The 26,958-nt window shown below is 59.0% G+C and carries 23 protein-coding genes, 4 tRNA genes and 1 pseudogene; 15 read left to right on the top strand and 13 right to left on the bottom strand.

Annotation, left to right across the window (positions count from 1 at the left end):
* Positions 1-2: 2 nt before the first annotated feature.
* Together copC and HX869_RS28225 are read right to left on the bottom strand one after the other, a co-directional pair.
* A complete protein-coding gene (gene copC / locus HX869_RS28230) occupies positions 3-368 on the bottom strand; it encodes a copper homeostasis periplasmic binding protein CopC (protein ID WP_178903994.1) in 366 nt (121 codons plus the stop codon).
* A 23-nt stretch (positions 369-391) separates the two neighbouring features.
* Positions 392-835, bottom strand: a complete 444-nt coding sequence (locus HX869_RS28225) for a GNAT family N-acetyltransferase (protein WP_003207827.1) — start codon at positions 833-835, stop codon at positions 392-394.
* Positions 836-979: 144 nt separating this feature from the next.
* On the opposite strand from HX869_RS28225, the gene HX869_RS28220 reads away from it, so the two are divergent.
* On the top strand, positions 980-1,600 hold the full coding sequence (locus HX869_RS28220) for a TetR/AcrR family transcriptional regulator (RefSeq protein ID WP_003207828.1): 621 nt from the start codon (positions 980-982) through the stop codon (positions 1,598-1,600).
* A 118-nt stretch (positions 1,601-1,718) separates the two neighbouring features.
* On the opposite strand, the gene preA is transcribed toward HX869_RS28220, so the two are convergent.
* From preA to hydA, 3 genes are all read right to left on the bottom strand, one after another.
* On the bottom strand, positions 1,719-2,993 hold the full coding sequence (gene preA, locus HX869_RS28215) for an NAD-dependent dihydropyrimidine dehydrogenase subunit PreA (protein WP_003207829.1): 1,275 nt from the start codon (positions 2,991-2,993) through the stop codon (positions 1,719-1,721).
* A complete protein-coding gene (locus tag HX869_RS28210; protein WP_087694481.1) occupies positions 2,993-4,360 on the bottom strand; it encodes an NAD(P)-dependent oxidoreductase in 1,368 nt (455 codons plus the stop codon). The genes preA and HX869_RS28210 overlap by 1 nt, the downstream gene beginning before the upstream one ends.
* Positions 4,361-4,523: 163 nt before the next feature.
* Positions 4,524-5,963 (bottom strand): dihydropyrimidinase, encoded by a 1,440-nt coding sequence (hydA, locus tag HX869_RS28205; RefSeq protein ID WP_003207833.1) that lies wholly within the window; start codon positions 5,961-5,963, stop codon positions 4,524-4,526.
* Between the two features lie 601 nt (positions 5,964-6,564).
* On the opposite strand from hydA, the gene HX869_RS28200 reads away from it, so the two are divergent.
* Both HX869_RS28200 and HX869_RS28195 read left to right on the top strand, forming a co-directional pair.
* Positions 6,565-8,052 (top strand): NCS1 family nucleobase:cation symporter-1, encoded by a 1,488-nt coding sequence (locus HX869_RS28200; RefSeq protein WP_178903993.1) that lies wholly within the window; start codon positions 6,565-6,567, stop codon positions 8,050-8,052.
* A gap of 179 nt (positions 8,053-8,231) precedes the next feature.
* A complete protein-coding gene (locus tag HX869_RS28195) occupies positions 8,232-9,515 on the top strand; it encodes a Zn-dependent hydrolase (RefSeq protein WP_087693198.1) in 1,284 nt (427 codons plus the stop codon).
* Between the two features lie 124 nt (positions 9,516-9,639).
* On the opposite strand, the gene HX869_RS28190 is transcribed toward HX869_RS28195, so the two are convergent.
* Positions 9,640-9,888, bottom strand: a complete 249-nt coding sequence (locus HX869_RS28190) for a DUF6124 family protein (protein ID WP_177045914.1) — start codon at positions 9,886-9,888, stop codon at positions 9,640-9,642.
* A 431-nt stretch (positions 9,889-10,319) separates the two neighbouring features.
* Here HX869_RS28190 and HX869_RS28185 point away from each other — a divergent pair, with 431 nt between their 5' ends.
* Positions 10,320-10,703, top strand: coding sequence for a polymorphic toxin type 44 domain-containing protein (locus tag HX869_RS28185; RefSeq protein WP_256736796.1), 384 nt, complete (start codon positions 10,320-10,322; stop codon positions 10,701-10,703).
* A 109-nt stretch (positions 10,704-10,812) separates the two neighbouring features.
* Positions 10,813-11,133, top strand: a complete 321-nt coding sequence (locus HX869_RS28180) for a hypothetical protein (RefSeq protein ID WP_226476354.1) — start codon at positions 10,813-10,815, stop codon at positions 11,131-11,133.
* A 223-nt stretch (positions 11,134-11,356) separates the two neighbouring features.
* On the opposite strand, the pseudogene HX869_RS28175 reads toward HX869_RS28180, so the two are convergent.
* A pseudogene (locus HX869_RS28175) lies at positions 11,357-11,718 on the bottom strand (RND transporter); the annotation flags it as partial.
* Between the two features lie 297 nt (positions 11,719-12,015).
* Here HX869_RS28175 and HX869_RS28170 point away from each other — a divergent pair.
* Positions 12,016-12,945: a DMT family transporter gene (locus HX869_RS28170; protein WP_178903992.1), complete on the top strand. Its 930-nt coding sequence runs from the start codon at positions 12,016-12,018 to the stop codon at positions 12,943-12,945.
* A complete protein-coding gene (locus tag HX869_RS28165; RefSeq protein WP_178903991.1) occupies positions 12,942-14,189 on the top strand; it encodes an ATP-grasp domain-containing protein in 1,248 nt (415 codons plus the stop codon). Before HX869_RS28170 ends, HX869_RS28165 begins: the two co-directional genes overlap by 4 nt.
* A 51-nt stretch (positions 14,190-14,240) precedes the next feature.
* Here the strand turns inward: HX869_RS28165 and HX869_RS28160 are convergent, their stop codons facing one another.
* The 3 genes from HX869_RS28160 to HX869_RS28150 are packed head-to-tail and all read right to left on the bottom strand — an operon-like array spanning position 14,241 to position 20,020.
* Positions 14,241-15,659: an efflux transporter outer membrane subunit gene (locus HX869_RS28160; RefSeq protein ID WP_178903990.1), complete on the bottom strand. Its 1,419-nt coding sequence runs from the start codon at positions 15,657-15,659 to the stop codon at positions 14,241-14,243.
* Entirely contained in the window at positions 15,643-16,809 is a 1,167-nt protein-coding gene (locus HX869_RS28155; protein ID WP_003207841.1) for an efflux RND transporter periplasmic adaptor subunit, read from the bottom strand. Before HX869_RS28155 ends, HX869_RS28160 begins: the two co-directional genes overlap by 17 nt.
* Entirely contained in the window at positions 16,799-20,020 is a 3,222-nt protein-coding gene (locus HX869_RS28150) for an efflux RND transporter permease subunit (RefSeq protein ID WP_003207843.1), read from the bottom strand. The genes HX869_RS28155 and HX869_RS28150 overlap by 11 nt, the downstream gene beginning before the upstream one ends.
* 216 nt (positions 20,021-20,236) lie before the next feature.
* Between HX869_RS28150 and HX869_RS28145 the strand changes: the two genes are divergently transcribed.
* Positions 20,237-20,647: a hypothetical protein gene (locus tag HX869_RS28145; protein ID WP_003207845.1), complete on the top strand. Its 411-nt coding sequence runs from the start codon at positions 20,237-20,239 to the stop codon at positions 20,645-20,647.
* Positions 20,648-20,651: 4 nt separating this feature from the next.
* On the opposite strand, the gene HX869_RS28140 is transcribed toward HX869_RS28145, so the two are convergent.
* Positions 20,652-20,813 carry a hypothetical protein gene (locus tag HX869_RS28140; RefSeq protein WP_003207847.1) on the bottom strand — a complete coding sequence of 54 codons (162 nt, stop codon included), beginning with the start codon at positions 20,811-20,813 and terminating at the stop codon, positions 20,652-20,654.
* A gap of 263 nt (positions 20,814-21,076) precedes the next feature.
* Between HX869_RS28140 and HX869_RS28135 the strand changes: the two genes are divergently transcribed.
* Entirely contained in the window at positions 21,077-21,706 is a 630-nt protein-coding gene (locus tag HX869_RS28135; protein WP_050550299.1) for a peptidase C39 family protein, read from the top strand.
* Between the two features lie 46 nt (positions 21,707-21,752).
* On the opposite strand, the gene pbpG is transcribed toward HX869_RS28135, so the two are convergent.
* Both pbpG and folD read right to left on the bottom strand, forming a co-directional pair.
* A complete protein-coding gene (gene pbpG, locus HX869_RS28130; RefSeq protein ID WP_003207851.1) occupies positions 21,753-22,685 on the bottom strand; it encodes a D-alanyl-D-alanine endopeptidase in 933 nt (310 codons plus the stop codon).
* Positions 22,686-22,893: 208 nt separating this feature from the next.
* Entirely contained in the window at positions 22,894-23,748 is an 855-nt protein-coding gene (gene folD, locus HX869_RS28125; RefSeq protein ID WP_003207853.1) for a bifunctional methylenetetrahydrofolate dehydrogenase/methenyltetrahydrofolate cyclohydrolase FolD, read from the bottom strand.
* Positions 23,749-23,978: 230 nt separating this feature from the next.
* On the opposite strand from folD, the gene HX869_RS28120 reads away from it, so the two are divergent.
* The 6 genes from HX869_RS28120 (at position 23,979) to clpP (ending at position 26,902) form a co-directional block, all read left to right on the top strand.
* A tRNA-Arg gene (locus HX869_RS28120) sits at positions 23,979-24,055 on the top strand.
* A gap of 32 nt (positions 24,056-24,087) precedes the next feature.
* Positions 24,088-24,163: transfer RNA gene (locus tag HX869_RS28115), tRNA-His, on the top strand.
* 56 nt (positions 24,164-24,219) lie between these two features.
* Positions 24,220-24,304: transfer RNA gene (locus HX869_RS28110), tRNA-Leu, on the top strand.
* An 82-nt stretch (positions 24,305-24,386) separates the two neighbouring features.
* Positions 24,387-24,462, top strand: a tRNA-His gene (locus HX869_RS28105).
* A gap of 401 nt (positions 24,463-24,863) precedes the next feature.
* A complete protein-coding gene (gene tig / locus HX869_RS28100; protein ID WP_177054184.1) occupies positions 24,864-26,174 on the top strand; it encodes a trigger factor in 1,311 nt (436 codons plus the stop codon).
* A gap of 92 nt (positions 26,175-26,266) precedes the next feature.
* Entirely contained in the window at positions 26,267-26,902 is a 636-nt protein-coding gene (gene clpP / locus HX869_RS28095) for an ATP-dependent Clp endopeptidase proteolytic subunit ClpP (RefSeq protein WP_003174822.1), read from the top strand.
* The last annotated feature ends 56 nt before the right edge of the window (positions 26,903-26,958 follow it).

Genomic DNA, 26,958 nt, shown 5'->3' with positions numbered 1-26,958 from the left:
GATTATTGGCCGACCTTGAAGCTGTATTCACCGTTGCTCTTGTGGGTATCCACCGAGACCGCGTTCCACACCACTTTGTAGGTGCCGGCGGCCAAGGGTGCGGCCGGTGTCACCACCAATACTTTCTTGTCGGCGTCCGGGGTTTCCAGGCCCTTGATCGCGACTTCGGTGCCGTCCTTGCTCAGGGATACCTTGGTGAAGGTCGCTTCAACGCCTTCGCTGAACGTCAGGCGCAGGTCCTTGGGCGCGGCGACGCTGCTGTCGGCGCCAGGCTCCGAGCTTTTCAGGTGGGCGTGGGCAAACGCGGCCGAGGCGCCCAGCAGGGAAGCGAGCAGGGCAACGGTGGTGAGGGTCTTCTTGATCAACATTGTTCAATACCTTCAGGTGAGAGTCAGTCGTTCGGTAGTGCCATGTGCAACAAGGGGAAGGGCTTGCCTTCGCCATCGACGGGCGAGCGGCCGGTCTGGATAAAACCATAGTGCAGGTAGAAACCCACGGCCTGTGGATTCTGCTCGTTCACGTCGACCCGCAGGGTGTCGTGGCGGGCGCGGACGAAGTCCAGCAACTGGCGACCGATGCCCTGGCCGCGTCGGTTCGGGTCGATAAACAGCATCTCGACATTATTGCCGCCGGTGCCGACGAAGCCGCCAATGCCTTGGGTATCTTCGTACACCCACACTTCAAGTGCGGGCATCGGCAGGTAGCAGTCGCGTACCAGGGGCAGCAGGCGCTGGATGTCGTCTTCGCTGAGAAAGTCATGGGTGGCGCGCACCGAGCGTTCCCACAGTGCACCCAGCACCGGGTCGTCGCACGCGCTTCGCTGTCGAATAGTCATGGGGGATGATCCTTCGAGGGGATGGCGATGCTAACCAATCCGCTATCGACGGGGAAGGTTCTTGTACGAAGTTTCACAGTGGCGTGTCGCCGCGATCTAGAGCGGATGGTAGTCTTGAAGCCATGTTGTTGTCAGGGAGCCCTTATGGGCAATCACAAGATCGGTATTCGTCGGGTCAACGTCGAAAAGATTCTGCTGGCGGCTGAAAAGGTCTTCGCCGAGAAGGGCTATGGCAGCACCGCCATGGCCGACATCGCTGAAGAAGTGCAACTGCCGCGCTCCAACCTGCATTACTACTTCAGTACCAAGAGCGAGCTGTACAGCGCGGTGTTGTTCGACCTGCTCGAGGTGTGGAAGCAGGACGCCTTGTGCTTCGAGATGTTCGACGACCCGCGGGTGGTGCTCAGCAGCTACATCCGCGCCAAGATGCAACATTCCCGCAGCCGGCCTTATGGTTCGAAAGTCTGGGCGAATGAAATCATCCACGGCGCGCCAACCCTGGGGGAGGCGCTGGATGTGAGCCTGTATGACTGGGCCAAGATGAAGGAAGCGAAGATCCGCCAGTGGGTGGAGGACAAGCGGATTTTGCCGGTGGAGCCGTCGAGCCTGCTGTATATGATCTGGGCGTCGACCCAGCACTATGCCGACTTTGACCATCAGGTGAAGATCCTGAATGACCATCAGCCGTTGTCGGACATGCAGTTTGAGCGGGCGGTGCAGACGGTGACGAGTGTGATCCTGCGGGGGATCGGGTTGGAGCCCTAGATCGTTCCCACGCTCCGCGTGGGAATGCCGCCTGGACGCTCTGCGTCCGTTCTTAAGGTCGTGACGCGGAGCATCAACGGATGCATTCCCACGCGGAGCGTGGGAACGATCATTCAGGCTACACCGCCTCGCGGTAGGGGTTCCTCGGGTCCTGCGTCCAGTTCAAAAACGGCTTTCCGGTATCCACCGGCACCATCTCGATACAGTCCGCCACCGGGCAGGTGATCTGGCACAGGTTGCACCCCACGCACTCATCATCGATCACCTCGTATTTATGTGTCCCATCCGCCTGCTTCAAGCTGGCAATCGCCTGGTGCGACGTGTCTTCACAGGCAATATGGCAACGCCCACAGCCAATACACGCCGCCTGGTCAATTTTGGCGATCACCTGGTAATTGATATCCAGGTACTTCCAATCCGTCGTATTGCCCACCGCCCGCCCGGAAAATTCCTGCAGGCTGCTGTAACCCTGGCTGTCCATCCACCGCGACAGCCCGTCCTTCATTTCTTCGACAATCCGAAACCCATGCAGCATCGCCGCCGTGCACACCTGCACCGCGCCGCAGCCCAGCGCGACGAATTCCGCTGCATCGCGCCAGTTGCCAATCCCGCCAATCCCGCAGATCGGCAAGCCTTGTGTCTGTGGGTCCCGGGCAATCTCCGCCACCATGTTCAGTGCGATGGGTTTCACCGCCGAGCCGCAGTAACCCCCGTGGGTGCTTTGGGTGCCGACCATCGGCAGGGCGACCATGCGCTCCAGGTCGACACTGGTGATGGAGTTGATGGTGTTGATCAGCGACACCGCATCCGCGCCCCCGCGATACGCTGCCCGCGCCGCCACGCGTATGTCGGTGATGTTCGGCGTGAGCTTGACGATCACCGGCAGCGAGCAATAGGTCTTGCACCAGCGCGTCACCTGTTCCACATACTCCGGCACCTGGCCCACCGCCGCGCCCATGCCGCGTTCCGGCATGCCGTGGGGGCAGCCGAAGTTCAGCTCGATGCCGTCGCAGCCGGTGGCTTCCACCAGCGGCAGGATGTGTTTCCACGACTCCTCAACACACGGCACCATCAATGACACGATCAGCGCGCGGTCCGGCCAGTCCTTTTTCACCTGGGTGATTTCCCGCAGGTTGATCTCCAGGGACCTATCGGTAATCAGCTCGATATTGTTGATGCCGAGCACTTCACGGTTGGCGCCAAAGTGTGCCGAGTAGCGCGATGAGACGTTGACCGCGGCCGGGTCTTCGCCGAGGGTTTTCCAGACCACGCCGCCCCAGCCTGCTTCAAAGGCGCGGACCACGTTGTAGGCCTTGTCGGTAGGCGGCGCGGAGGCCAGCCAGAACGGATTGGGGGCTTTGATGCCGGCGAATACAATCGAGAGATCGGCCATTACGCAGCCTCCACATTCAGCATGAGTTGAGCGTGCATGGCTTGCGCGGCCAGCTTGCCGTGTTGCACGGCCTGGACGGTGAGGTCCTGGCCGAGGCTGACGCAATCGCCGCCGGCGTACACACCGGGGATGCTGGTGCGCAGCTGTTCGTTGACGAAGATCCGATCGCCCTGGCGTTGGAGTTGGTGGGCCAGCGGGTCGTGCAGCGCCTCGTCGTCGAAGCCTTGGCCGATGGCCTTGAAGATCGCGTCGGCGGCCAGTTCGAAGGTCTCGCCGGTGGCTTGCAGGCGGCCATCGACCATGCGGGTGCGGGCGAAACGCATGCCGCGCACATGGCCCTGGTCGTCGAGCAACACTTCTTCGGGCTGGGCCCAGGTCAGCAGGCGTACCTGGTTGGCCTTGGCGATGTCCTGCTCATGGCCGGTGGCGCCCATTTCAGCCAGGCCACGGCGATACACCAGGTTGACGTCGCGAGCACCGAGGCGGGCCATTTGCACCGCCATGTCGATGGCCGTGTTGCCGGCGCCGAGCACGATACAACGGTCGGCCAGGGGCAGTTGACTGAGGTCGTCGGCCTGGCGCAGTTCACGGATGTAGTCGGTGGCGGCGAGCAGGCCGGGGGCGTCCTCGTGTGGCAGGCCGAGCTGTTTGCTGGCAGCCAGGCCAAGGCCGAGGAACACTGCATCGAACTGCTGGTGCAGTTCGCTCAAGGTCAGGTTGTCGCCCAGGCGCTGGCCGTGGCGGATCTCGATGCCGCCGATCTGCAGGAGGAAATCCAGTTCCTTTTGCGCGAAGTCATCCACCAGCTTGTACTTGGCGATCCCGTATTCATTCAGGCCGCCGGCTTTTTCCCGGGCTTCGAAAATCACCACGTCATGGCCGTGCAGGGCGCTGCGATGGGCGCAGGACAAACCCGCAGGCCCGGCGCCGACCACCGCGATGCGCTTGCCGGTGGGCGCGGCGCGCTGGAACGGGTGTTCGCTGAAGTGCGCGTTGTCCACCGCGTAACGCTGCAACAGGCCGATCAGCACCGGGGCGCATTCCTCGGCATTGTTGCGCACGCAGGCTTGCTGGCAGAGGATTTCCGTCGGGCAGACCCGGGCGCAACTGCCGCCGAGGATATTCGCCGAGAGAATCTTCTGTGCGGCGCCCTGGACGTTCTCCGTGTGGATATTGCGGATGAACGACGGGATATCGATCTCGCTGGGGCACGCGTTAACGCACGGCGCGTCGTAGCAGTAGAGGCAGCGCGAGGCTTCCAGTTGGGCTTGCCGGGCATTGAGCGGCGGCGCCAGGTCGGTGAAATGCGCGGCGAGGGCCGCCGCATCTTCATGGGGGTGGGGAAGATGGTTCAGGGTCTGGATCACGGTATTGGCCTCACGGTTTTTGAGGTGCTGCCTCTGGTGGGCAGTGGTTTTTTTGTTGCCTGTACCGGCCTCTTCGCGAGCAAGCCCGCTCCCACATTCGTCCCCATTCCAGCAGGATAAATGCAGTCGAATGTGGGAGCGGGCTTGCTCGCGAATGGCGGCCTCAGCGTTTCACTGCAACCGGCCTGGAACGCTCCGCCCGCTTGCTCAACTGCTCAAACACCGGCGGATACGTCGGCCGTTCGATATACCGACCCGCACCCCGTTCGGCGCGCAAATCCCCATCCGCCCAGACCAGCTTGCCCTGGCTGATGGTATGGCTCGGCACGCCGCGCACGGTCTTGCCTTCGAAGATGTTGAAGTCGACTTTCTGGTGGTGAGTCTTCGCGGAAATGGTCCGTGTGCCTTGCGGGTCCCACAGCACCAGGTCAGCATCGGCCCCCACGCGGATCGCTCCTTTGCGTGGATACAGGTTGAAGATCTTCGCCGTGTTGGTAGACGTCAGCGCAACGAATTCCTGCATCGACAAGCGCCCAGTGTTCACGCCCTCATCCCACAACAGCGCCATGCGGTCTTCGATACCGGCAGTGCCATTGGGAATCTTGCTGAAGTCATCCCGCCCGGCGGCTTTTTGCTCGGCGCAGAAGCAGCAATGGTCGGTGGCGGTGGTGTGCAGGTTGCCCGATTGCAAGCCATGCCACAGTGCCTCCTGATGCCCGCGCGGGCGGAAGGGCGGGCTCATCACATAGCCGGCGGCGGTCTGCCAGTCGGGGTGTTGATACACGCTGTCGTCCAGCAGCAGATGCCCGGCCAATACTTCGCCGTACACCGGCTGGCCCTTGCTGCGGGCATAGGTGATTTCATCCAGCGCTTCCTTGGTGGACACGTGCACCAGGTACAGCGGCGTGCCGATGGTTTCGGCAATCCTGATCGCCCGGCTGGCGGCTTCACCTTCCACCTGCGAAGGCCGCGACAACGGATGCGCTTCAGGCCCGGTAATGCCCTGGGCCATCAGCTTGCGTTGCAGGTGATACACCAGCTCGCCGTTTTCGGCATGCACCGTCGGTACCGCACCCAGTTCCAGGCAGCGTTCGAAGCTCGCCACCAAGGTGTCGTCGGCGGCCATGATTGCGTTCTTGTACGCCATGAAATGCTTGAAGCTGTTGATGCCGTGTTGGCTCACCAGCTCGGCCATTTCCTCGCGGACCTGCTCGCTCCACCAGGTAATGGCGACGTGAAAGCCGTAGTCGGACGCCGACTTCTCGGCCCAGCCGCGCCACTGATGGAAGGCTTCCAGCAGGGATTGCTGCGGGTTGGGAATCACGAAGTCGATGATCGACGTGGTGCCGCCCGCCAACCCGGCGGCCGTGCCACTGAAAAAATCTTCACTGGCCACGGTGCCCATGAAGGGCAACTGCATATGGGTGTGGGGGTCGATGCCGCCGGGCATCAGGTATTGACCGCTGCCGTCGAGTATCTCGGTGCCGGCGGGAATATCCAGATCAGTGCCAATGGCGCGGATTAGACCGTCTGCGCATAAAACATCGGCTCGGTAACTTTCATCATGGGTAATAACGGTAGCGCCACGGATCAACAGCGACATGTCGAGTTCCTCACAGGCTTGACCGGCTTGTGCCAGTTCTAAGTGTTGTCATGCGTCGCGCCGCTGGAAAATTAATTCCTGTCAGCAGTGACAGGAATAGAAACTAGCCCGAGTTTTTCGAATGAGCAAGAATATTTTTTATAAGCTTATGTCTGTAATAACTGATTGAATTTTAACGATAAAAATTCAAAATCACCAAAATGTAGCGACCTCTCACCATTTTGACGCACTTGACAGGTTCCCAATATGAGCAACATTTCCTATTGCAAATCAGACGCTTGAGACATGCCTCTTGACGGGGCCGGTAAATAAAAATAATTGTGTTGCACCAGATTGAGTCCTGAGGGTTCGGACAACTTCTGCGTTATTCGGCCTGAGTAACGCTGAAAGTAACGAGGGGCTCTTCGGTCGAGACAATAAAGCTGATAAACATCAGCAAGTTATATAAGCGGTGCGGGCAGGTTGACGGTTTACGGCACGGTTATTGAGTGCGGTGGCGGTTGGCCGGGTCCCGGATGTCATGTTGTCAACGAGGTACTCCGGCCATCCCGTGCACGTCACGGGATGAGCAAAAATAATTCGAAAAAACCGTGGAGCGGCCATGCAACAGAACAGATCGCAAGTCATTGAGCGCAACGGCCTGTACGAACTCGACGCCGGCCCCGACGTCCTCGACAGCCCCCGCTACAACCACGATATGGCACCGACCAAGGTGCGCGAACGCACCTGGAACAAGTGGCATATCACCGCGCTGTGGATCGGCATGTCGGTGTGTGTGCCGACCTACACCCTGGGCGGCGTGCTCACCGCGTACTTCGGGTTGTCGGTGGGCGAGGCGCTGATGGCGATCCTGCTGGCCAATATCGTGGTGCTGATCCCGCTGACCCTCAACGCCTTCCCCGGTACCAAGTACGGCATCCCGTTTCCGGTGTTGTTGCGCTCGTCCTTCGGCGTGCTCGGCTCCAACGTGCCGTGCCTGATCCGCGCGTTGGTGGCGTGTGGCTGGTTCGGTATCCAGACGATGTTTGGCGGCCTGGCGATCCACCTGTTCCTGGGGTCGATTTTCGAGGGTTGGAAATCCCTTGGCGGCACCGGTGAAGTGATCGGCTTCATGATCTTCTGGACCCTGAACCTGTGGGTGGTATTGCGTGGCGCCGAGTCGATCAAATGGCTGGAAACCCTGTCGGCACCGCTGCTGGTGGCGGTGGGTATCGGGCTGCTGGTGTGGGCGCTGCCGAATGTGTCGCTGACCGAGCTGATGGCGATCCCGCCCAAACGTCCCGAAGGCGCCAGCCTCACCGGCTACTTCATGGCGGGCCTGACGGCGATGGTGGGTTTCTGGGCCACCTTGTCGTTGAACATTCCCGATTTCAGCCGCTACGCCAAAAGCCAGAAAGACCAGATCCTCGGGCAGATTTTCGGCCTGCCGCTGACCATGTTCCTGTTCGCCGCCCTCGGCGTAATCATGACCGCCGCCTCGGTGAAACTGGTGGGCGTCAGCGTCTCCGACCCGGTCACCCTGATCGGCCATATCCAGAGCCCGGTGTGGGTGGCCGTGGCCATGGCGCTGATCATCATCGCCACCTTGTCCACCAACACCGCAGCGAACATCGTCTCACCCACCAACGACTTCCAGAACATCGCGCCCAAGCTGATCAACCGCACCACGGCGGTGGTGCTCACCGGCCTGGTGGGCCTGGCGTTGATGGCCCATGAGCTGCTGAAAAAGCTCGGGCTGATCATCTCCGAGGTGAGCCTGGAAACCGTCTATTCCAACTGGTTGCTGGGTTACTCAAGCCTCTTGGGGCCGATCGCCGGGATCATGGTGGTGGACTATTTCATCATCAAGAAACAGCAACTGGACCTCGCCGGTTTGTATCGCGATGACGTGTACCCGGCGTGGAACTGGCATGGCTTCCTGGCGTTTGGCGTGCCGGTGGTGTTGACGTTGCTGTCCCTGGGCAGCGATGCGTTCAGCTGGTTCTACAGCTATGGCTGGTTCACCGGCTCGGCGCTCGGTGGCCTGTTGTATTACGCCCTCTGCATGAAACGCGGGGCTCGTGTGGTCGCCGTGAAAACACCGCTTTAATCGATGTGGAATGCAATCAAATGTGGGAGCGGGCTTGCTCGCGAATACGGTGTGCCAGTCGCCAGATGTGTTAGCTGAATCACCGCCTTCGCGAGCAAGCCCGCTCCTACATTTTTGATCGCAGTCCTCCAGTGAGAGTCTGGTCAAATTCATAAGAACTACTGTCTGAGGAGATCCCCATGAACGCTGCCATAGACGTTCTGCAATCCACCCATCAGCACATCAACCGCGATCGTCTGTGGCTGTCCCTGATGGAACTCGCCAAGCTCGGCGCCACCCCCAAGGGCGGCGTCTGCCGCCTGGCCCTGACCGACCTCGATCGCCAGGCCCGCGACCTGTTTGTGAAGTGGTGCGAGGAAGCGGGCTGTACCGTGACCATCGATGGCGTCGGCAATATCTTCGCCCGCCGGCCGGGGCGCAATCCCCAGTTGCCGCCGGTGATGACCGGCAGCCATATCGACACCCAGCCCACCGGCGGCAAGTTTGATGGCTGTTTTGGCGTGCTGGCGGGCGTTGAGGTATTGCGCACCCTCAATGACCTGAAGGTGGAAACCGAAGCGCCGCTGGAAGTGGTGGTGTGGACCAACGAAGAAGGCTCGCGCTTTCCTCCATGCATGATGGGCTCCGGGGTGTTTGCCGAGAAATTCACCCTGGCCGACACGCTGGCCAAGACGGATGCCGACGGCGTGACCGTGGGCGATGCGCTGAATGCCATTGGGTATGCCGGATCACGCCCGGTGAGCGGGCACAAGGTGGGCGCATATTTCGAAGCACATATCGAGCAAGGTCCGATTCTTGAGGATGAAAAGAAAACCATCGGTGTGGTGCTGGGCGCCCTTGGCCAGAAATGGTTCGACCTGAAACTGCGGGGTGTCGAGGCGCATGCGGGGCCGACCCCGATGCACCTGCGCAAGGATGCCCTGGTCGGTGCCGCGGCCGTGGTGGCTGCAGTTAACGCGGCGGCGTTGGGTCATCAGCCTCACGCCTGCGGCACCGTCGGTTGCCTGCAGGCGTATCCGGGCTCACGCAACGTCATTCCTGGCGAAGTGCGCATGACCCTGGACTTCCGCCATCTGGAACCGGCGCGGCTGGATTCGATGATTGCCCAGGTGCGCAAGGTGATCGACGAGACCTGCGCCAAGCACGGCCTCACATTCGAGATGACACCCACCGCTGACTTCCCGCCGCTGTACTTCGACAAAGGCTGCGTGGATGCCGTGCGTGATGCGGCCAATGGGTTGGGGTTGTCGAACATGGATATCGTGAGCGGGGCAGGGCACGACGCGATCTTCGTCGCGGAACTGGGGCCGGCGGGAATGATCTTTGTGCCGTGTGAAGGTGGCATCAGCCATAACGAAATCGAGAACGCGGCGCCGGATGATTTGGCGGCGGGGTGTGCGGTGTTGCTGAGGGCGATGGTGGCAGCTTCGGTGGCAATCGCCAGCGGCAAACTGGCTGCCTGAGTCGACAGGCTTCACTCCTCTTCAAATGTGGGAGCCGGGCTTGCCCGCGATAGCGGTGTTTCAGACACAGTTGCAGTGCCTGACACTCCGCTATCGCAGGCAAGCCAGCTCCCACATTTATGGGTCAGCTCACGGCTACCCTCGCATCCACCACCCGATCTACAAGCAACTGCACACCCTCCAGCATCCGACACATCCCCAGCACCACACTGCGCTGTGAACCATCAACCTCAAAGGCCAAGTGCGCGGCGATGGCATTGATGGATTCCAGATCCTGAGAGGCATTAAGCAGCAGGGTTTCGGTATCGAGACCAGGGCGGAGGGTGAAGAACAGGTTTGAATCGGAAAGAGGATTTGGACTGTCTTTGATCATGATGCAGTTCCTGGAGAGTTAGAGACTACCACCAGGTTTTTCTCACGAACGAAGGTGGCAGCTGTACGCGGAGTGAGAAAACCAAGACCCCAGGAGCTTGGCCACGCCGAAGCGTGCCCGCGCACAGCCGCCATAACAGCGAGCACAGAAAAAGCGCCTGCACTGTATACGGCGGGCGCTTTTGCGCCAATGGAGTCGTTCGGATTTCTCACGTCCGGTCGCTGAATTGGCAGCGACTGGCGAAGACTAGTGGTGCCCGTTCCGACCAGCAACCCGAAAAAAACGTAGGAAATATGTCGCTTCGAGGATGGGTTGTAAGGCATGTCCTGCTCCTTTGTACGAAGTCTCTTTTGTTCTTCGTGCCGCTCATTATTTCGGGCTTCCAGTGTTAGGTTCCGACACGCAAAAACCTAATGCAAAGGAAGCATTTGATGGCGAACCCTATGCCACCACCCGGCGTATCGCTCGACGAAAATATGGCCACCGCGTTCCACAAAAAAAATGTGCTGAAGGCTGGTTCCGCGTTTATGTACTCTTGGTTTTATACTCAGGTCCGCAATCGCGGTCCTTGGGACTACAAGAAGATTTCCAAAGAATATGAAACCTTTGGAAACTTTCATTATGGCGCGGTGGGGACAGCTGCTGGTTTCAGCGAAGAAGTGCTTTTGCGCGCAGCGGGGCTTGCTCAAAGCAGAGCGGGCACGGATAAACCCGAGTTCGGTCGTTGGTGGGGAGAGGCACCTTTCGGTGATGATCCGGTCGATCAATACTGGATCAAGGAAGGAATCAGGTATGCCAGGTTCAGGAACTACTAGAAAGCCGATTTACTCAGTTGTCACTACGATCCTATTGGCGTTTTGCTTGGTGTATATCGGTGGTAATTGGCTGCTATCGCCGGGGCACCCGCAATTGACAGAAGTTGTAATGAGAGTGCCACTTGGCACTGACGGGGCCGTCTATGGCGTCAAGGATGACCGTGGAGGGGCAACTGTTCCGTTCAGCTATCGATATTACGTTTACCGCGCCTTGGAGGACGACAGTGAAGTATTGGCTGCATTGAGGGATGCCAGCCCATTTCTAATTACGCGTGACGCATCGGCAAAAGTTGATGTTCAGGGCCGTACGATCAATGTGTCGGTGGCGGGGGATGTATCCGACTATCACAGCAGTACGCTGTATCGACATGCCAATGGCAGCGATTACACAGCAGTGAGTGTTTTTCTGAATAGTCGGCCGGAAGATTGAAATTGGCGGTGGGTCAGTCTAGAGATGTTTGACGTGACCCACGTCGGTGGCGATTGCCAGCGGCAAACCGGCCGCCTGAGTCGACAGGCTTCACTCCTCTCAAATGTGGGAGCCGGGCTTGCCCGCGATAGCGGTGTTTCAGACACAGTTGCAGTGTCTGACACTCCGCTATCGCAGGCAAGCCAGCTCCCACATTTGATCCAGGGTGGGCTCGAGATTTGTATCAGGCGTCGGGCTTCCAGCCTCCGCCCAGCGCCGTCACCAAACCCACACTCGCCTGCAATTGCCGCGTCTGCACCGCTTGCAATGTGCGCTGCGCCTGCAACGCCGCCGTCTGCGCCGTCACCACATCCAGATAACTCAGAGCCCCGCCAGATAACTGTTCATCCAGCGCTTTCTGCTGCAAATCCGGCAGTTGCCCCTAGTTATCTTCCACCTCGCGCACGGCGCGTAAAACCTGGCTGCGGTAGTGGGCCGAGGCCTCTTCAAATTCGGCCTTGGCTTGGCACTCAGGCGCCCGCCGTCGAAGATCGGCAGGTTTACCAAGGGCCCCAGAGCCCAGTGGGTACTGGTAACTGCAGATAATGGGTTAAATAGTATGAAGGTCACATCCGAGCAGCTTGTGTGAAAGTTCCCTTTTTCATTTTTCCGTTATCGGTGCTACCTGAAGGTGTTAGTTTTTTTGCAAGCACCTAACCGTTTTGCTAGCTATTTACTTTTGCAATGTTTTGATAGGGTTAAATGCATCGGAATAAATTTTTGGATTGAAGGAGGAGTAATGAAGCTAGGTGATATAGAAGATACGTTACTTCTTAAAGCATGGCATCGATACGATGAAACAATTCGAAGCCCGTCAAGGTTGCACACCATCTGGTGATTTAAATGAGTAGCTTGATGCGGCGTGGAATGGTGCTTGGGCTGATTTTTTGCTTTATCAGTGCTGCATTTGACGTGTATGTGGCTTTTGTTACCCAAATGATAAATCCCTTGGTAGTCATTTTTTACTGCTTCAGTTTTTCAGGAGCGTTTTTTCTAAGTTTTACGCTCTTGCGAAGTGACAAAAAACTTATCTTAAAACTGTGCGAAAACATATTGTTAGTTTTTTTAGTCAATGTTGCAGTTCTATTGAACTGGGGCGGCCTATTCTACGCACTCCGTTATCTGGAACCTGCCGTTGTCGGCGTGGCCTCAGTGGCATGCGGGCCGGCGCTAACGCTCATCCTCTCTGCTCTTGATAAAAACAGAGTTAAAACCGCGTTGGCGGATAAATTGATTTCCTGGCTGGTACTGATTTCCGTGGGAATCATGTTGTTCAAGTCATTCATGGGTGACAGTGGTGTGTCTTCCACCACTACCGGGCAGCGAATGCTTGGCATCGTCAGCGTTCTGGTGTGCGCGTTGGGCACCGTGATGTATACGATCGTCTCGAAAAAGCTATTCGCTCGACAGTGGGTTGTTTATGAAATTCTGGCGGTCCGAAATGTGGTGATGATCATTGCCTGTGTCGTCTTGATTCCCGCGACGGGTGTCGGTTTTGCCTTGGGCCCTGAGCTGTTCTGGCCGATGCTGACGTTAGTGGTGATTGGCCATTTGCTGCCGATTTATCTGATTCAAAAAACCATTCATTATCTCAGTGCTATCCATGTATCGCTGTTACTGCTGACACTGCCGGTGTTTGTCCTGCTGCTTCAATATCTCGACACACGAGTGGAGTTTTCGGCAGCCAGTGTCACGGCGGTTGGCGTCATTATTTTTTTACTCTCTGGACGAGCAATCGCAAGTCTGTATCTCGAAAGGCGGGGATTGAGATGAGCAGAGTCGTGATAGTCGATGGTTTTTCATCCGGTAAGTTTGTCGCGAAAGCGTTGCGTGAGCGAGGCTGTACGTTGATCCATGTGGCGTCGTCCGCGACGCTCGATGATTATTACTACATGGGTTTCGATGCCTCGATTTATGAATGTCTGATCGTCAATAAGCAGTTGGAAGCGACGGTCGAACGCGTTGCGACGTTCGATCCCCAGTACATCATCGCTGGGGCTGAAACCGGTGTGTTGTTGTCTGATTGGCTCAACGAGCAGCTCAATCTTCCTTATCGCAACCAATTCAACCGAACTCAAGCGCGCAGGAACAAGTTTGAAATGATCCGTTGTGTCGCCGACGCTGGGCTGCCAGCCGCGCAACAGGCTATCGTTGAGTCATGGAATGCGGCCAAGGCCTGGATCCTGGGGCATGGCAGGTTTCCCGTGGTGCTGAAACCTCTGGATAGTGCAGGCGCGGATGGGGTTTATATTTGCGATGATTTGCAAGATTGTGAGGTCGCCTTCGGAAAGGTTTTGGGAACGACCAATCGACTCAATATTAGGAACGCTCAGGTCCTGATCCAGGAATATTTGGTTGGTGTGGAATATGTTGTGAATATGGTTTCCCTGGGCGCGAGGCAGATGGTCACTGAAGTGGTGAGATACCGAAAGGAGCGGCTGGACAGCGGTAGCGTCATTTACGACATTGATGAACTCGTCAGCCCTGCCGAGCCTGAGTGTGAGCTGCTGGTCGACTACACCCGCAAGGTCGTCAGAAGCCTGGGCATTGAAAATGGCCCTAGCCACGCGGAGGTTATGCTGACCGAAAAAGGTCCCAGACTTGTGGAGATCGCAGCGCGCACCGACGGAATTCTTCGTCCTGAAGTATCCGAACAGACGACAGGACTGGGGCAGATTCGCGCCACGGTTATGTCCATCGTTGAGCCGGAACAATTTGAGCGCTTGCTTGACGCCCAGGTAGGTTATGAATTGTTGCTGCACAGCTATAACGTCTGCCTAATCAATCGTTCGCCGGGTTGTTTCACCAAAGAGCTGTTTTTAAGCGAGCTTCTGAAGCTCGAGTCCTATTTTTATTCGGTGTTCTACGTTGGCAGCGGGCAGCCGATTGGCATGACCAAAGACGTATTCAGCCAACCGGGTACCATTTATTTGGTGCATGCCGACAACGCGGTCATCAAGGCGAATTATTTGAAGCTTCGAGCACTCGAGGCTGTGGGAGCCTACTTGGCGCCCTGACGTCCGGATCAACAAAACTCCCGTATGTAATCCCGGTTGTAGGAAGCAACCTCACGCCCCAGGCAACCAGCCGCCGCCCAGCGCCGTCACCAAACCCACACTCGCCTGCAACTGCCGCGTCTGCACCGCCTGCAACGTGCGCTGCGCCTGCAACGCCGCCGTCTGCGCCGTCACCACATCCAGATAGCTCACAGCCCCCGCCTGGTAACTGTTCATCGCCAGTGCCTGTGTGTGTTCGGCGGCATTCGCGGCGGCTTGTTCGTCCATCGCCTCCTGCTGCAAGTCGCGCAGTTGCCCAAGGTTGTCTTCCACCTCACGCACGGCTCTTAACACCTGGCTGCGATAGTGCGCCGAAGCCTCTTCAAACTCCGCCTTGGCCTGGCGCTCATTGGCGCTCAACCGGCCGCCATCAAAGATCGGCAGATTCACCAGCGGCCCCAGCGCCCAATACCGATTGGCGGCGGAGAACAAGTTGCCCACACCTTGGGTCTGCCCGCCAATCAAGCCGGTCAAACTGAAATCCGGGTACCACGCCGCCTTGGCCACGCCGATATTCGCGTTGGCCGCAAACACCCGTCGCTCGGCTGCCGCGATATCCGGCCGGCGTTGCAGCAGGTGGCTCGGCAGTTGTTGCGGAATCCCCGGCAGCGCGATCAATTGCTGGCTCGGCGGCAGCTGGAATTCACTGGCGGATACGCCCACCAATTCACCAATCGCATGCTCGGTGAGATTGCGTTGACCGCGCACATCGTCAAGCTGCGCCTGTGCTTCAGCCAGCTGATTCTGCGCCCGGGTCAGGTCGAGCTCCGAGGCGATCTGCCCCTCGTACCGGCTGCGGGTCAGTTTCAGCGCCTGGCCAAAATCATCCAGCGAACTGCTGAGAATCCGGCTCTGGGCATCCAGCCCGTTGAGCTGCACGTACAGCGTCGCCAACTGATGCTGCAGGCTCAGGCGCGCCACCGCCAAGTCATCTCCGGAGGCTTGGGCCTGTGCATCGCCAGCCGCCACCTGGTTGCGGATTTTGCCCCACAGGTCCAGGTCAAAACTCAGCGCAAACCCCGCCGTGTTGCTGTTGTACACCGAAGGCTGGGTATCGCCCCGCAGTGGCCGACTGTCCGATTGCCGCTGGCGCAACGGTTGCGCGCTGGCGGTGATTTGCGGGAACAGCCCGGCACGCAGTTGGCTGGCATACGCCTGTGACGCATCGAAATGCGCCAACGCTGCGGCCAGGTCCGGGTTGGCCTTGAGCAGTTGTTCCTGCAGGTCGTTCAGGCGCGGGTCCTGATACAGCTGCCACCACTTCGGCGCCAGTTGGTCGGACGGTTGCGCGCTGTGCCACGGGCCGTCGCTGGTCTGTTCGCGGTACTTGGCCGGCAGGTCGATGGTCGGCGCCTTGTAGGTGGGCGCCAGCGAGCAACCGTGCAGTGCCACCAATACCAGGGCCGCGAGGGGTTTAAGCCTTGGGCGCATGGGCACCTCCGGCATCGGCCATTTGCACGGCGTCGCCTTCGCGCAGTGCGTCGGGTGGGTTGTCGACTACGCGGTCAGTAGGTTTCAAGCCCTGGTCAATCACCAGGCGCTCGCCGAGGTCGAGGCCGATGTGGATGTCTTGCAGGTGCACGTGGTTCTTGGCGTCCAGTACCGCGACCTGGGTGCCTTCGGCGCGGAAGATCAGGGCGCTGGCCGGGATGCTCACGCCATGGGTATCCGCCGGAATCGCCAGGGTGGCTTCGGCGTAGTCGCCGGGCAGCAACTTGCCGTCCGGGTTGTCGGCCACGAACTGTGCGAGCAGGGTGCCGGAGCGGCGGTCGATGGCGGTGGAGTCGCCCATCAGCTTCGCGCTGAAGTGTTCGCCGGGGTGCTCGGGTACCGTCAGTTGGGCGGCCAGCCCGGGATGAATCACCGCGGCGTAGTTCTGCGGCACTGGCACGTAGAGGCGCAGTTGGTGGGTGTCGGCGATGTCGAACAGTTCCGGATCGCTGTCGCTGTCAGCCTTGATCAACTGGCCGATGTCGGTGTTGCGTGCGGTGATCACGCCGGCGAATGGCGCGCGGATGGTCTTGTAGTCTTCCAGGGCCGAGAGCCGCGCATAGTCAGCCTCGGCGGCCTGGGCGTTGGCCTTGGCGGCCAGGGCATTCGAGGTTTTTTCATCGGCCTCCTGGCGCGATACCGAATGGCTGTCCAGCAGGTTTTTCCAGCGGGTGGCAGTGGTTTCTGCCAGTCGTGCATTGGCCTGTTCCTGCACCATGCGCGCGTGGGTTTGTGCTACCTGCTGGTCGAGGTCGGGGCTGTCGATCTCGGCGAGAATCTGCCCGGCCTTGACCTGGCTGCCGATGTCGACTTTCCAGTCTTTCAGGTAACCGCTGACCCGCGCATGAATCGGTGCCTTGCTCCAGGCTTCCAGATGCGCGGGCAGGCGCAGGGTGTCGCCGGCCGCGTTCTGTTTGGGCTGGAACACCAGCACCTGCGGCACGGCGGCGGTTTCGGTCCAGGCGGTGACGGATTTTTCATGCATCGTACGGGCGTGCAGGCCGTTGGCGACCAACAGGGCGGCCAGTGTCAGGCCGCCGACACCCATGAGCATCAGACGCTTGCGCGAGGGTTTGTGATCAGACGACATGTGAAGTTTCTCCAGCAGCAGCGCGAGTAGGGTGACGACCGTGGACCAGGCTGAAGACCACGGGTACAAACAGCAAAGTGGCAGTGGTGGCGAGGATCAGGCCGCCGATCACGGCACGTCCCAGCGGCGCGTTTTGTTCTTCGGACAAGGCCAGCGGCAACATGCCGATGATCATCGCCAGGGCGGTCATGCAGACCGGGCGGAAACGGGTGTAGCCGGCTTCCAGTGCGGCCTTGAGTGCATCGCCATGTTCGGCCAGGCGCTCTCGGCAGAAGCTCACCACCAGGATCGAGTTGGCGGTGGCCACGCCCATACAGAGGATGGCCCCCGTGAGTGCGGGCACCGACAATGACGTGCCGCTGAGGAACAGCATCCAGACGATTCCCGCGAGCGCTGCCGGCAGTGCGGTGATGATCACGAACGGGTCAGTCCAGGACTGGAAGTTGACCACGATCAGCAGGTAGATCAGCACCACCGCACCGAGCAGGCCGAAGCTCAAGCCGTTGAACGCTTCATGCAGCGCATCGATCTGCCCGTGCAGGCTGATGGTCGCGCCTTTGGGGCGCATCGGGGCCATGTCGTTCAGCACTTTTTGCACATCGCTGGCGACGCCGCCGAGGTCGCGGCCTTGCACGTTGGCGTACAGGTCCAGGGTCGGCTCGATGTTGTAGTGGGTCACCACCGCCGGGCTTTGTACCCGCGAGATGGTCGCCACGCCGCCGAGGATCTGCGACTGACCATCGGCACCGGTTACCGGCAACGCTTCCAGGGACGGCAGGCTGTCGAGGCGGTATTGCGGGGTGGCTGCCACGATCGAATACGACACGCCGTTGGCCGGGTTGAGCCAGAACGTTGGTGCGGTTTGCGAGCTGCCGGCCAGGGACGCAACCATGCTGTTGGTTACGTCACGCTCGGTGATGCCCAGGCCGTTGGCACGCATGCGGTCCACGTTGACTTGCAGTGACGGGTAGCCGGTGGACTGCTGGATGCGCAGGTCGGCAATGCCCGGTATGTGTTTCAGGCGACGTTCCAGTTCGATGGCGTAGGCGCGGTTTTCTTCATCGCTGCGCCCGGAGATTTTCACGTCCAGCGGGGCCGGCGAACCGAAGTTGAGGATCTGGCTGCTGATGTCTGCCGGGAGGAATGCGAACTGGCTGCCGGGGAAGCTTTCGGGCAACGCTTCACGCAGTTTTTTCACGTAGTCGGCGGTGGGCGCATGGTCCTTTTTCAGGGTGACCTGAATATCGCCGTCCTGTGGGCCGATGGTGCCACTGCTGCTGTAGGCCATGTCGATGCCGCTCAGCGGGATGCCGATGTTGTCGACGATGGTGTCCAGTTCGTCGGCCGGAACGATCTCGCGAATCCGCGCTTCGATCCGGTCAAAGGCCGCCGCGCTTTCTTCGATGCGTGTGCCCAGCGGCAAGCGCACGTGCAGGGCCATGGCCCCGGCGTCGGTGGCCGGGAAGAAGTCCTGGCCCAGGCTTGGCAGCAGCAGGAACGAGGCAAGGATGCACGCCAGAAAACCCACGATGAATCGCTTGCGTGCGCCCAGGGCGAGGGTCAGCAGGCCGTGGTAAACGTCCCGCACGTTGGAGAAGTGACGCTCAAAACCCTGCTGGAAATTCAGCACCGATTGCAGCACCGCGTTGCGCTGCGGTTTGTGCTGGTCGCCCTCGTGATGGTTGATGAATTCATCTTCCGGGTGATGACCTTCACCTTGCTCCGGCACGTGCGGCTTGAGCAGGAACATCGCCAGGGTCGGCACCAGGGTTCGCGACAGAATGAACGAGCTGGCCATGGCGAAAATCACCGCCAATGCCATCGGGCGGAACAGGTAGCCGGCGATGCCTTGCAGCATGAACATCGGCACAAACACGATGCAGATACACAGCAGGGACACGAACGCCGGGCCGACGATTTGCTTGGCGCCGTCGAGGATCGCGTCCTTCACCGCCTTGCCTTGTTCCAGGTGCCAGTTGATGTTCTCGATGGTCACTGTGGCGTCGTCCACCAGGATCCCCACCGCCAACGCCAGCCCGCCGAGGGTCATGACGTTGAGGGTTTGCCCGGTGGCCGCCAGCAGGGCGATGGCCGACAGTACCGCGAGGGGAATCGACGCGGCGATGATGATGGTCGAGCGCCAGCTGCCGAGGAACAGCAGGATCATCGCACTGGTCAGCAAGGCGGCGATGATGCCTTCCTGGGCCACGCTGCCCACCGACTGTTTGACGAACACCGAGGCGTCGCCGAGCAGTGAGGTCTTCAGCGACGGCGGCAGGGTTTCATTGATGCGCGGCAGCATCTGGCGGATGCCGTCGATGATCGACAGGGTGGAGATGCTGCCGTTTTTCAGGGCCGGCATCAGCACCGCACGGTGGCCGTCGACGCGCACGATGTTGGTCTGCGGCGGCGAGCCGTCACGCACGTGGGCCACCTGGCCGATGGTGATGATCGCACCGTCGACTGTCTTGATCGGCAAGTCGTTGAGCTCATCAATCGCCTTCGGGCTGTTGTTGAGCAAAATCGTGTATTCGTTGGGGCCGAGTTTGGCGGTACCCACCGGGATAATCTGGTTCTGCAGGGCCAGGGCGTTGCCTACGTCCTGCGCCGAGAGACCTTTGGCGGCCAGCGCCTGGGGGTCGAGGTCGAGGGTGATCTGGCGTTGCTTGCCGCCCATTGGCGTGGGCATGGCCAGGCCGGGCAGGGCGCTCAGGGGCAAGCGGATGTTGTTCTGCACCAGGTCGCGGATCTTCGCTTCCGACAAGCTGGGGCTGGAGAACGCCATCTGCAGAATCGGCACCGTAGAGGCGCTGTAGTTGAGGATCAGCGGCGGCGTAATGCCCGGTGGCATCTGCTTGAGCACGGTTTGTGACACCGCTGTTACCTGGGCGTTGGCGGTGCGGATATCCACGCCGGGCTGGAAGAAAATCTTCACGATGCCCATGCCGGGTAACGACTGCGATTCAATGTGCTCGATGTCGTTGACGGTGGTACTCAGGGAGCGTTCGTAGGTGTAGATCACGCGACCGGCCATGGCGTCCGGAGACAGGCCGTTGTACTGCCAAACCACCGCAACGACGGGGATGCCAATATCGGGAAATACGTCAGTGGGGGTACGCAAGGCCGCCATGGGCCCGATGATGCAGATGAAAATTGCCAGCACGATAAACGTGTAGGGCTTGAGCAGTGCGGTCTTTACCAGCCCGAGCATGCCGTAACCTCCAAAGGAGTTGGATTGCAAACGCTCGCAGTCTTGACGGACCCACCTAACACGCACCTTTCAGCCAGGTGAAGGAAGATTTAGTTAACGGCTGAAGATCCTTTCATATGTATTCATTTGTTCAACAATGGTGACAGTAACAAGCTGGATACCGATCGAACGGGAGCTGTTTCGCCTGTTCACTCTTTATCCATTTGGAGTTCTGCCATGTCTCTTAAACCCTTGTTGTTGATCCCGGCCTTGAGTGCGGTCCTGTTGTTGTCGGCGTGTGCCGGCCCGATGCCGAAGGCGGACCCGAGCGAAGCCTGGATCGGCTTGCAAGAGGAGGCACCCAACGACCTGATGGCCGAGCGGGTAGACGGTAAAAACATTAATGATGGCCGCTACTTCGAAGTGAAACCCGGCGCGCATCGCCTGGACGTCACCTTGTTTGAAGAAGAGGCGGGGGATGATAACCAGCAGGATTGTCGCGGGCATGTAACCTACGGCAACTTCAAGGCCGGCGAGCATTACACCCTGGTGGAATCCAGCCTGGGTACGACGGTGCGTGCCGAGTTGAAGGATAGCCACGGCAAGGAGTTGGCGCAGACCGAAGACTTCAGTTGCATGCCTGGCTAAGGCGTCAGGCGTGGTGCCCGGCGGGTTTGTGCAGCTTGCCGGGTGCTGCGGGTTTTACGTGTGGGTGATGGTGCCGGCGGGTCACGCGCATCACGCCCCACAGCATGGCGGCGGCGACGGCCAGCCAGCCACAGATCAAAAGCAGAATCGTTGTTGTCAGGCTCATAAGTGCCTCCTTTCGCCCGGTGCCGGGCACACACTGTCTTCTCAATGGACAGTCTAGCTATCCGCAGGTTGCCTGCTATTGACCAATGGTCGTGTGCGTCCAACTTGTTTGCTCTATCGCCGGCCTTTTACTGCGCTGCAAGGCTATACCCGCGCCCCGGAGCGTCCTATGATCAGGGCCCACGTCGACCGTTGATCAAGTGAGTGAAGAAGTTGCGGTTTCCCTCGAACATTAAAACCTCCTGGTGGGTCGCCGCCTGTTTCATGGGGCTGGCGGCCTGTTCCTCGCATCCAAAACCCACGAGCATCCCGGGCCTGCCGGAGAGTGTCGAGCTCAAGGGCGTGCCGGCGTTTCGCGGTGAGACTTACCTCGGTGGCCCAGCCGCTCTTGCCAGCATGCTGTCTCAACAAGGCATTGTGATTACACCGGGGCTATTGGATAAGCCACTGCATTTGCCGGGCGCTGAAGCGGACCTTGAACGCAACATGCAGGTGCTGGCCCGTGAATACGGGATGTTGGTGTACCCGCTGGAAGATCAGCTGCCGGCGCTGCTGGCACAGGTCGCGGCCGGGTACCCGGTGATGGCGCGTATCACCCAGGGCTCGACCTTCTGGGCCGGGCCGCGGTATGTCGTGGTGGTGGGTTACAACAAGCAGAAGAGCATGGTGCTGCTGCGTTCAGGCTTGGCGCGGCGCATGCCGATGGATTTCAGCGCGTTTGAGTCGGCGTGGAAAGACGGCGGCAAGTGGGCGGTACTGATTCAGCGGCCCACCCAGTTGCCGGTCAAGGTCGACGCCCAGCGCTGGCAGCAGGCTGCCAGCGCCACCGCGCAGGCGGGCCAGGAACAGGCCGCGGCCCAAGCAGTCAAGGCACTGGCCAGTCAGGCCAAATAAAAAAACGGCGCTCAAGGGCGCCGTTTTTTATGTCGCTATTTACGGATCAGCGGGACTCGGTGACCTGAACATTCGCCCGTGGGCGGTTCTTCAGGTTCTTGTCAGCCTTGTAGCGCAATGCGACGTCTGGCACCGAGCCGCTCTTGCCGGTTTCGACCCAGCTGCGGATGCGCCCGGCATCGGCAAAGTGGGTGAATTTGCCGAAGGCATCGAGGATCACCAGCGACACCGGGCGATTACCCATGCTGGTCACCAGTACCAGGCAATGGCCGGCCTGGTTGGTAAAGCCGGTCTTGGTCAGCTTGATGTCCCAGTTGGCGCGGTTGATCAGGTGGTCAGTGTTGGAGAAACCCAGGGTGTAGTTGGGTTTGCGGAACGAGACGGTCTTTTCCTTGGTGGTGCTCAACTGGCTGAGCATCGGGTACTTGCGTGCGGCGGCCAGCAGCTTGCTCAGGTCGCGGGCGGTGGACACGTTATGGATCGACAGGCCGGTAGGTTCCACATAATGGGTACTGGTCATGCCCAGTGCCTTGGCCTTGGCGTTCATCGCTGCGATGAAGGCCGGGTAGCCGCCCGGATAGTGGTGGGCCAGGCTGGCGGCGGCGCGGTTTTCCGAGGACATCAGGGCAATCAGCAACATCTCCTTGCGCGGCATCTCGCTGCCGATCTTGACCCGGGAGAACACGCCTTTCATCTCTGGCGTGTCCTTGATGTTGATGTCGATGTATTCATCCATGTTCTGCTTGGCTTCCAGCACGATCAGGCCGGTCATCAGTTTGCTCACCGAGGCGATCGGCACGATGACATCCGGGTTGCTGGCATAGATGACTTTGTTGGTCTGCAGGTCTACCACCATCGCACTGCCGGAGGCGATGTGCAGGGTGGACATGTCGCGGGGAGCGGTGGTGGTTTCGCTTGCGCTCGCGAAGGTGCCTGTCAATGCAAAAAATAGGCTGACAATGGAAAGATGAATTTTCACGCGGATGAACTCGCTAAAAAAAGTAGGGATATACCGTTCTGCACGGACTTTCTGATAAATGCCGTTACATTTTAGGAGTATGGATCAGAAACTGTCGAATGTTCTTCTGAAAACAGATGAAACCCCTTAAAAACAAAGAAAAAACTACTTTTTTTCGGCCAATAAAAAGCCCTGCGATAAGGCAGGGCTCTTTCAGAACGGCTGGTTATTAGACGTGCAGGGTTTCGGCGGCGTACAGGGTGTTTTCCAGCAGGCAGGCACGGGTCATCGGGCCGACACCACCGGGTACCGGGGTGATCCAGCCGGCACGGGGCAGGGCGGTTTCATACACCACATCGCCCACCAGCTTGCCATCGTCCTGGCGGTTGATGCCCACGTCGATGACGATGGCGCCCTCCTTGATCCACTCACCCTTGACCAGGCCCGGCTTGCCGGCGGCGACGACCACCAGGTCGGCGCGGCCAACGTGGCCGGCCAGGTCCTTGGTGAAGCGATGAGTCACGGTCACGGTGCAGCCGGCCAGCAGCAGTTCCATGGCCATCGGGCGACCGACGATGTTCGAGGCGCCGACGACGACGGCATCCAGGCCATACAGATCGACGCCGGTGCTTTCCAGCAGGGTCATGATGCCCTTCGGGGTGCACGGGCGCAGCAGCGGGATACGCTGGGCCAGGCGGCCGACGTTATAAGGGTGGAAACCGTCGACGTCCTTGTCCGGGCGGATGCGCTCGAGCAATTTCGACGCGTCCAGATGCTCGGGCAATGGCAGTTGCAGCAGGATGCCGTCGATGGCCGGATCGTCGTTGAGGCTGTCGATCAGGTCGGTGAGGGCCTGTTGGGTGGTGTCTTCAGCCAAGTCGTAGGCTTTGGAAATAAAGCCGACCTCTTCACAGTCTTTACGCTTGTGCGAGACATAAACCTGAGAGGCAGGATCGCTGCCGACCAGGATCACCGCGAGGCCCGGCGTGCGCAGGCCTTGTTGGCTGCGCTCGGCGACTCGTTTGGCGATCTGCTGGCGCAGGCTGGCGGCGATTGATTTGCCGTCGATAAGTTGTGCAGTCATTACGCGTGATTAACCATCGAGAGGGGGAAGAAAAGTGCGCGCATTCTCGCATGCCATGGCGTGAGGGCAAAGGCGCTTGGTCTGCAAATTCCCCTAACCCCTTAAATAAAATGAGTTTTTTATAAAAAGGATTTGACGGGTTTCGGGTCCATCTATACTATTCGTCGCACTTGTCGGGCACAGCCTAGCACTGGTTAGTTTGTAATCCTCCAAGAGTACAGATTAATAAGGCGCCCGTAGCTCAGCTGGATAGAGCATCCGCCTTCTAAGCGGATGGTCGCAGGTTCGAGTCCTGCCGGGTGCGCCATTAGGCAGCTTTGGCACAAGTAGCGCAATATGGTGGGCGTAGCTCAGTTGGTAGAGCACGGGATTGTGACTCCCGTTGTCGAGGGTTCGATCCCCTTCGTCCACCCCATATTTAAAAAGGCGCCAGATTAATAGTCTGGCGCCTTTGCTTTAAAAGCTTCAAGCGCGGATGTGGTGGAATTGGTAGACACACTGGATTTAGGTTCCAGCGCCGCAAGGTGTAAGAGTTCGAGTCTCTTCATCCGCACCAAATAAAGTTTCGTGAAGGCCTGCGGGTCGACGCGAAGCTCAACAAATAGCCTTATTGACGGGCTTTTTGGTCACGCAATATGGTGGGCGTAGCTCAGTTGGTAGAGCACGGGATTGTGACTCCCGTTGTCGAGGGTTCGATCCCCTTCGTCCACCCCATATTTCGAAAGGCGCCAGATTAATAGTCTGGCGCCTTTTTTGTTTCAGCGGTTTGAGTTTCAACGCAGTCGCAGGTGTTGGGCTGCAGGGCAGGGCGTTTCGTCGTATTTATGTTTCGCGATGATGCCGCACTGCTTGCCGGCCTTGTCCGCAGGGTCGGTTGTCAGGGAGATGATTGGCAACCGCTTCTATATATAGAAGGGTTGGCGCAGAGCCCTGGCATGATGGGATGTATTTGCCACCGGGGCGAGCTGCACTCGTGCATTCGCACCTATAAATTGCCTGCTGTTTTTTTACCCGTTTTCAGTAGGGTGACTTCTTGAGTTTGACCCACTAGAATGCATGCCCTTGATTCTGGGGTCGGAAACGGCCAGCTAACGTCTGTGCAACGAGGAATATCCATGCAAGTTTCTGTTGAAAATACTTCTGCTCTTGAGCGCCGCATGAGCATCACCGTGCCGGCCGAGCGCATCGAGACCCAGGTCAACAAGCGTCTGCAGCAGACTGCCCAAAAGGCCAAGATCGCTGGTTTCCGTCCAGGCAAAGTGCCAATGAGCGAAATCAAGCGCCGCTTCGGTGCTGATGCACGTCAGGAAGCGGTAGGTGACGTGATCCAGGCTTCCTTCTACGAAGCCGTTGTCGAGCAAAAGCTGAACCCGGCTGGCTCGCCTTCCATCGAGCCCAAGTCCCTGGAGGCAGGCAAGGATCTGGAATACGTTGCAATCTTCGAAGTGTTCCCTGAATTCGAAGTTGCCGGTTTCGATTCGATCGCCATCGAGCGCCTGAGCGCTGATGTTGCTGACTCCGACCTGGACAACATGCTGGAAATCCTGCGCAAGCAGAACACCCGTTTTGAAGTGGCCGATCGCGCTGCCCAGAACGAAGACCAGCTGAACATCGATTTCGTTGGCAAGGTTGACGGCGAAGCATTCCCTGGCGGCTCCGCCAAGGGTACTCAACTGGTGCTGGGTTCCAACCGCATGATTCCTGGTTTCGAAGACGGCCTGGTTGGCGCCAAAGCCGGCGAAGAGCGCGTTCTGAACCTGACTTTCCCGGCTGACTATCAGAACCTTGACCTGGCTGGCAAAACCGCCGAGTTCACCGTGACCGTCAACACCGTTTCCGAGCCCAAGCTGCCGGAACTGAACGAAGAGTTCTTCAACCAGTTCGGCATCAAGGAAACCGGCATCGAAGGTTTCCGCACCGAAGTTCGCAAGAACATGGAGCGTGAACTGCGCCAGGCCATCAAATCCAAGGTCAAGAACCAGGTGATGGACGGTCTGCTGGCTGCCAACCCGATCGAAGTGCCGAAGGCCCTGCTGTCCAACGAAGTTGATCGTCTGCGCGTGCAGGCTGTTCAGCAGTTCGGCGGCAACATCAAGCCTGACCAACTGCCGGCCGAACTGTTCGAAGAACAGGCCAAGCGCCGCGTTGTACTGGGGCTGATCGTGGCTGAAGTGGTCAAGCAATTCGACCTCAAGCCAGACGAAACCCGCGTTCGCGAAATGATCCAGGAAATGGCTTCGGCCTACCAGGAGCCTGAGGCTGTTGTGTCCTGGTACTACAAGAACGACCAGCAGCTGAACGAAGTGCGTTCGGTTGTGCTGGAAGAGCAAGTTGTGGATACTGTTCTGCAGAAGGCTAAGGTGACCGATAAAGCGGTCTCTTACGAAGAAGCAGTCAAGCCGGCTGAAGCAGCACAAGCCGACTGATCGCTCAACTCGTTTGAAAATACACCCATAAGCCAGCCTCGCGCTGGCTTATGCGTATTCAAGACATGACTATTTGGGAGTAACTGCAGAGCATGTTCCGTAATTCGTATATTCAGCAGAACTCTGATATCCAGGCCGCTGGCGGCCTGGTCCCGATGGTTGTCGAGCAATCTGCTCGTGGCGAACGCGCCTATGACATCTACTCGCGCCTGCTCAAGGAGCGAGTGATCTTTCTGGTTGGTCCGGTAGAGGACTACATGGCCAACCTGATTTGTGCGCAGCTGCTGTTCCTTGAAGCGGAAAATCCGGACAAGGACATCCATCTCTACATCAACTCCCCGGGCGGTTCGGTGACAGCGGGCATGTCGATCTACGACACCATGCAGTTCATCAAGCCGAACGTATCGACCACCTGTATCGGTCAGGCGTGCAGCATGGGTGCTTTCCTGCTGACCGCTGGTGCTGAGGGCAAGCGTTACTGCCTGCCGAACTCACGCGTGATGATTCACCAGCCACTGGGCGGTTTCCAGGGCCAGGCATCGGACATCGAAATCCATGCCAAGGAAATCCTCTTCATTCGTGAGCGTCTCAACACGCTGATGGCCAAACATAGCGGGCATACCCTGGAAGAGATCGAGCGCGACACCAACCGTGACAATTTCATGAGCGCCGAAGCGGCTCGTGAATACGGGTTGATCGACGCAGTGATCGAAAAGCGCCCCGCTTAATATAAGCAGCTCAAAATAGGGCTGGTCGGCAGGTCCGACCACCAGTGGACTTGAAA

The sequence above is a fragment of the Pseudomonas sp. P7779 genome (assembly GCF_013386315.1).
Taxonomy (GTDB): Bacteria; Pseudomonadota; Gammaproteobacteria; order Pseudomonadales; family Pseudomonadaceae; genus Aquipseudomonas.
The sequence above is the reverse complement of the archived record's forward strand: the minus strand, read 5'-3'. Positions and strand labels throughout refer to the sequence as shown.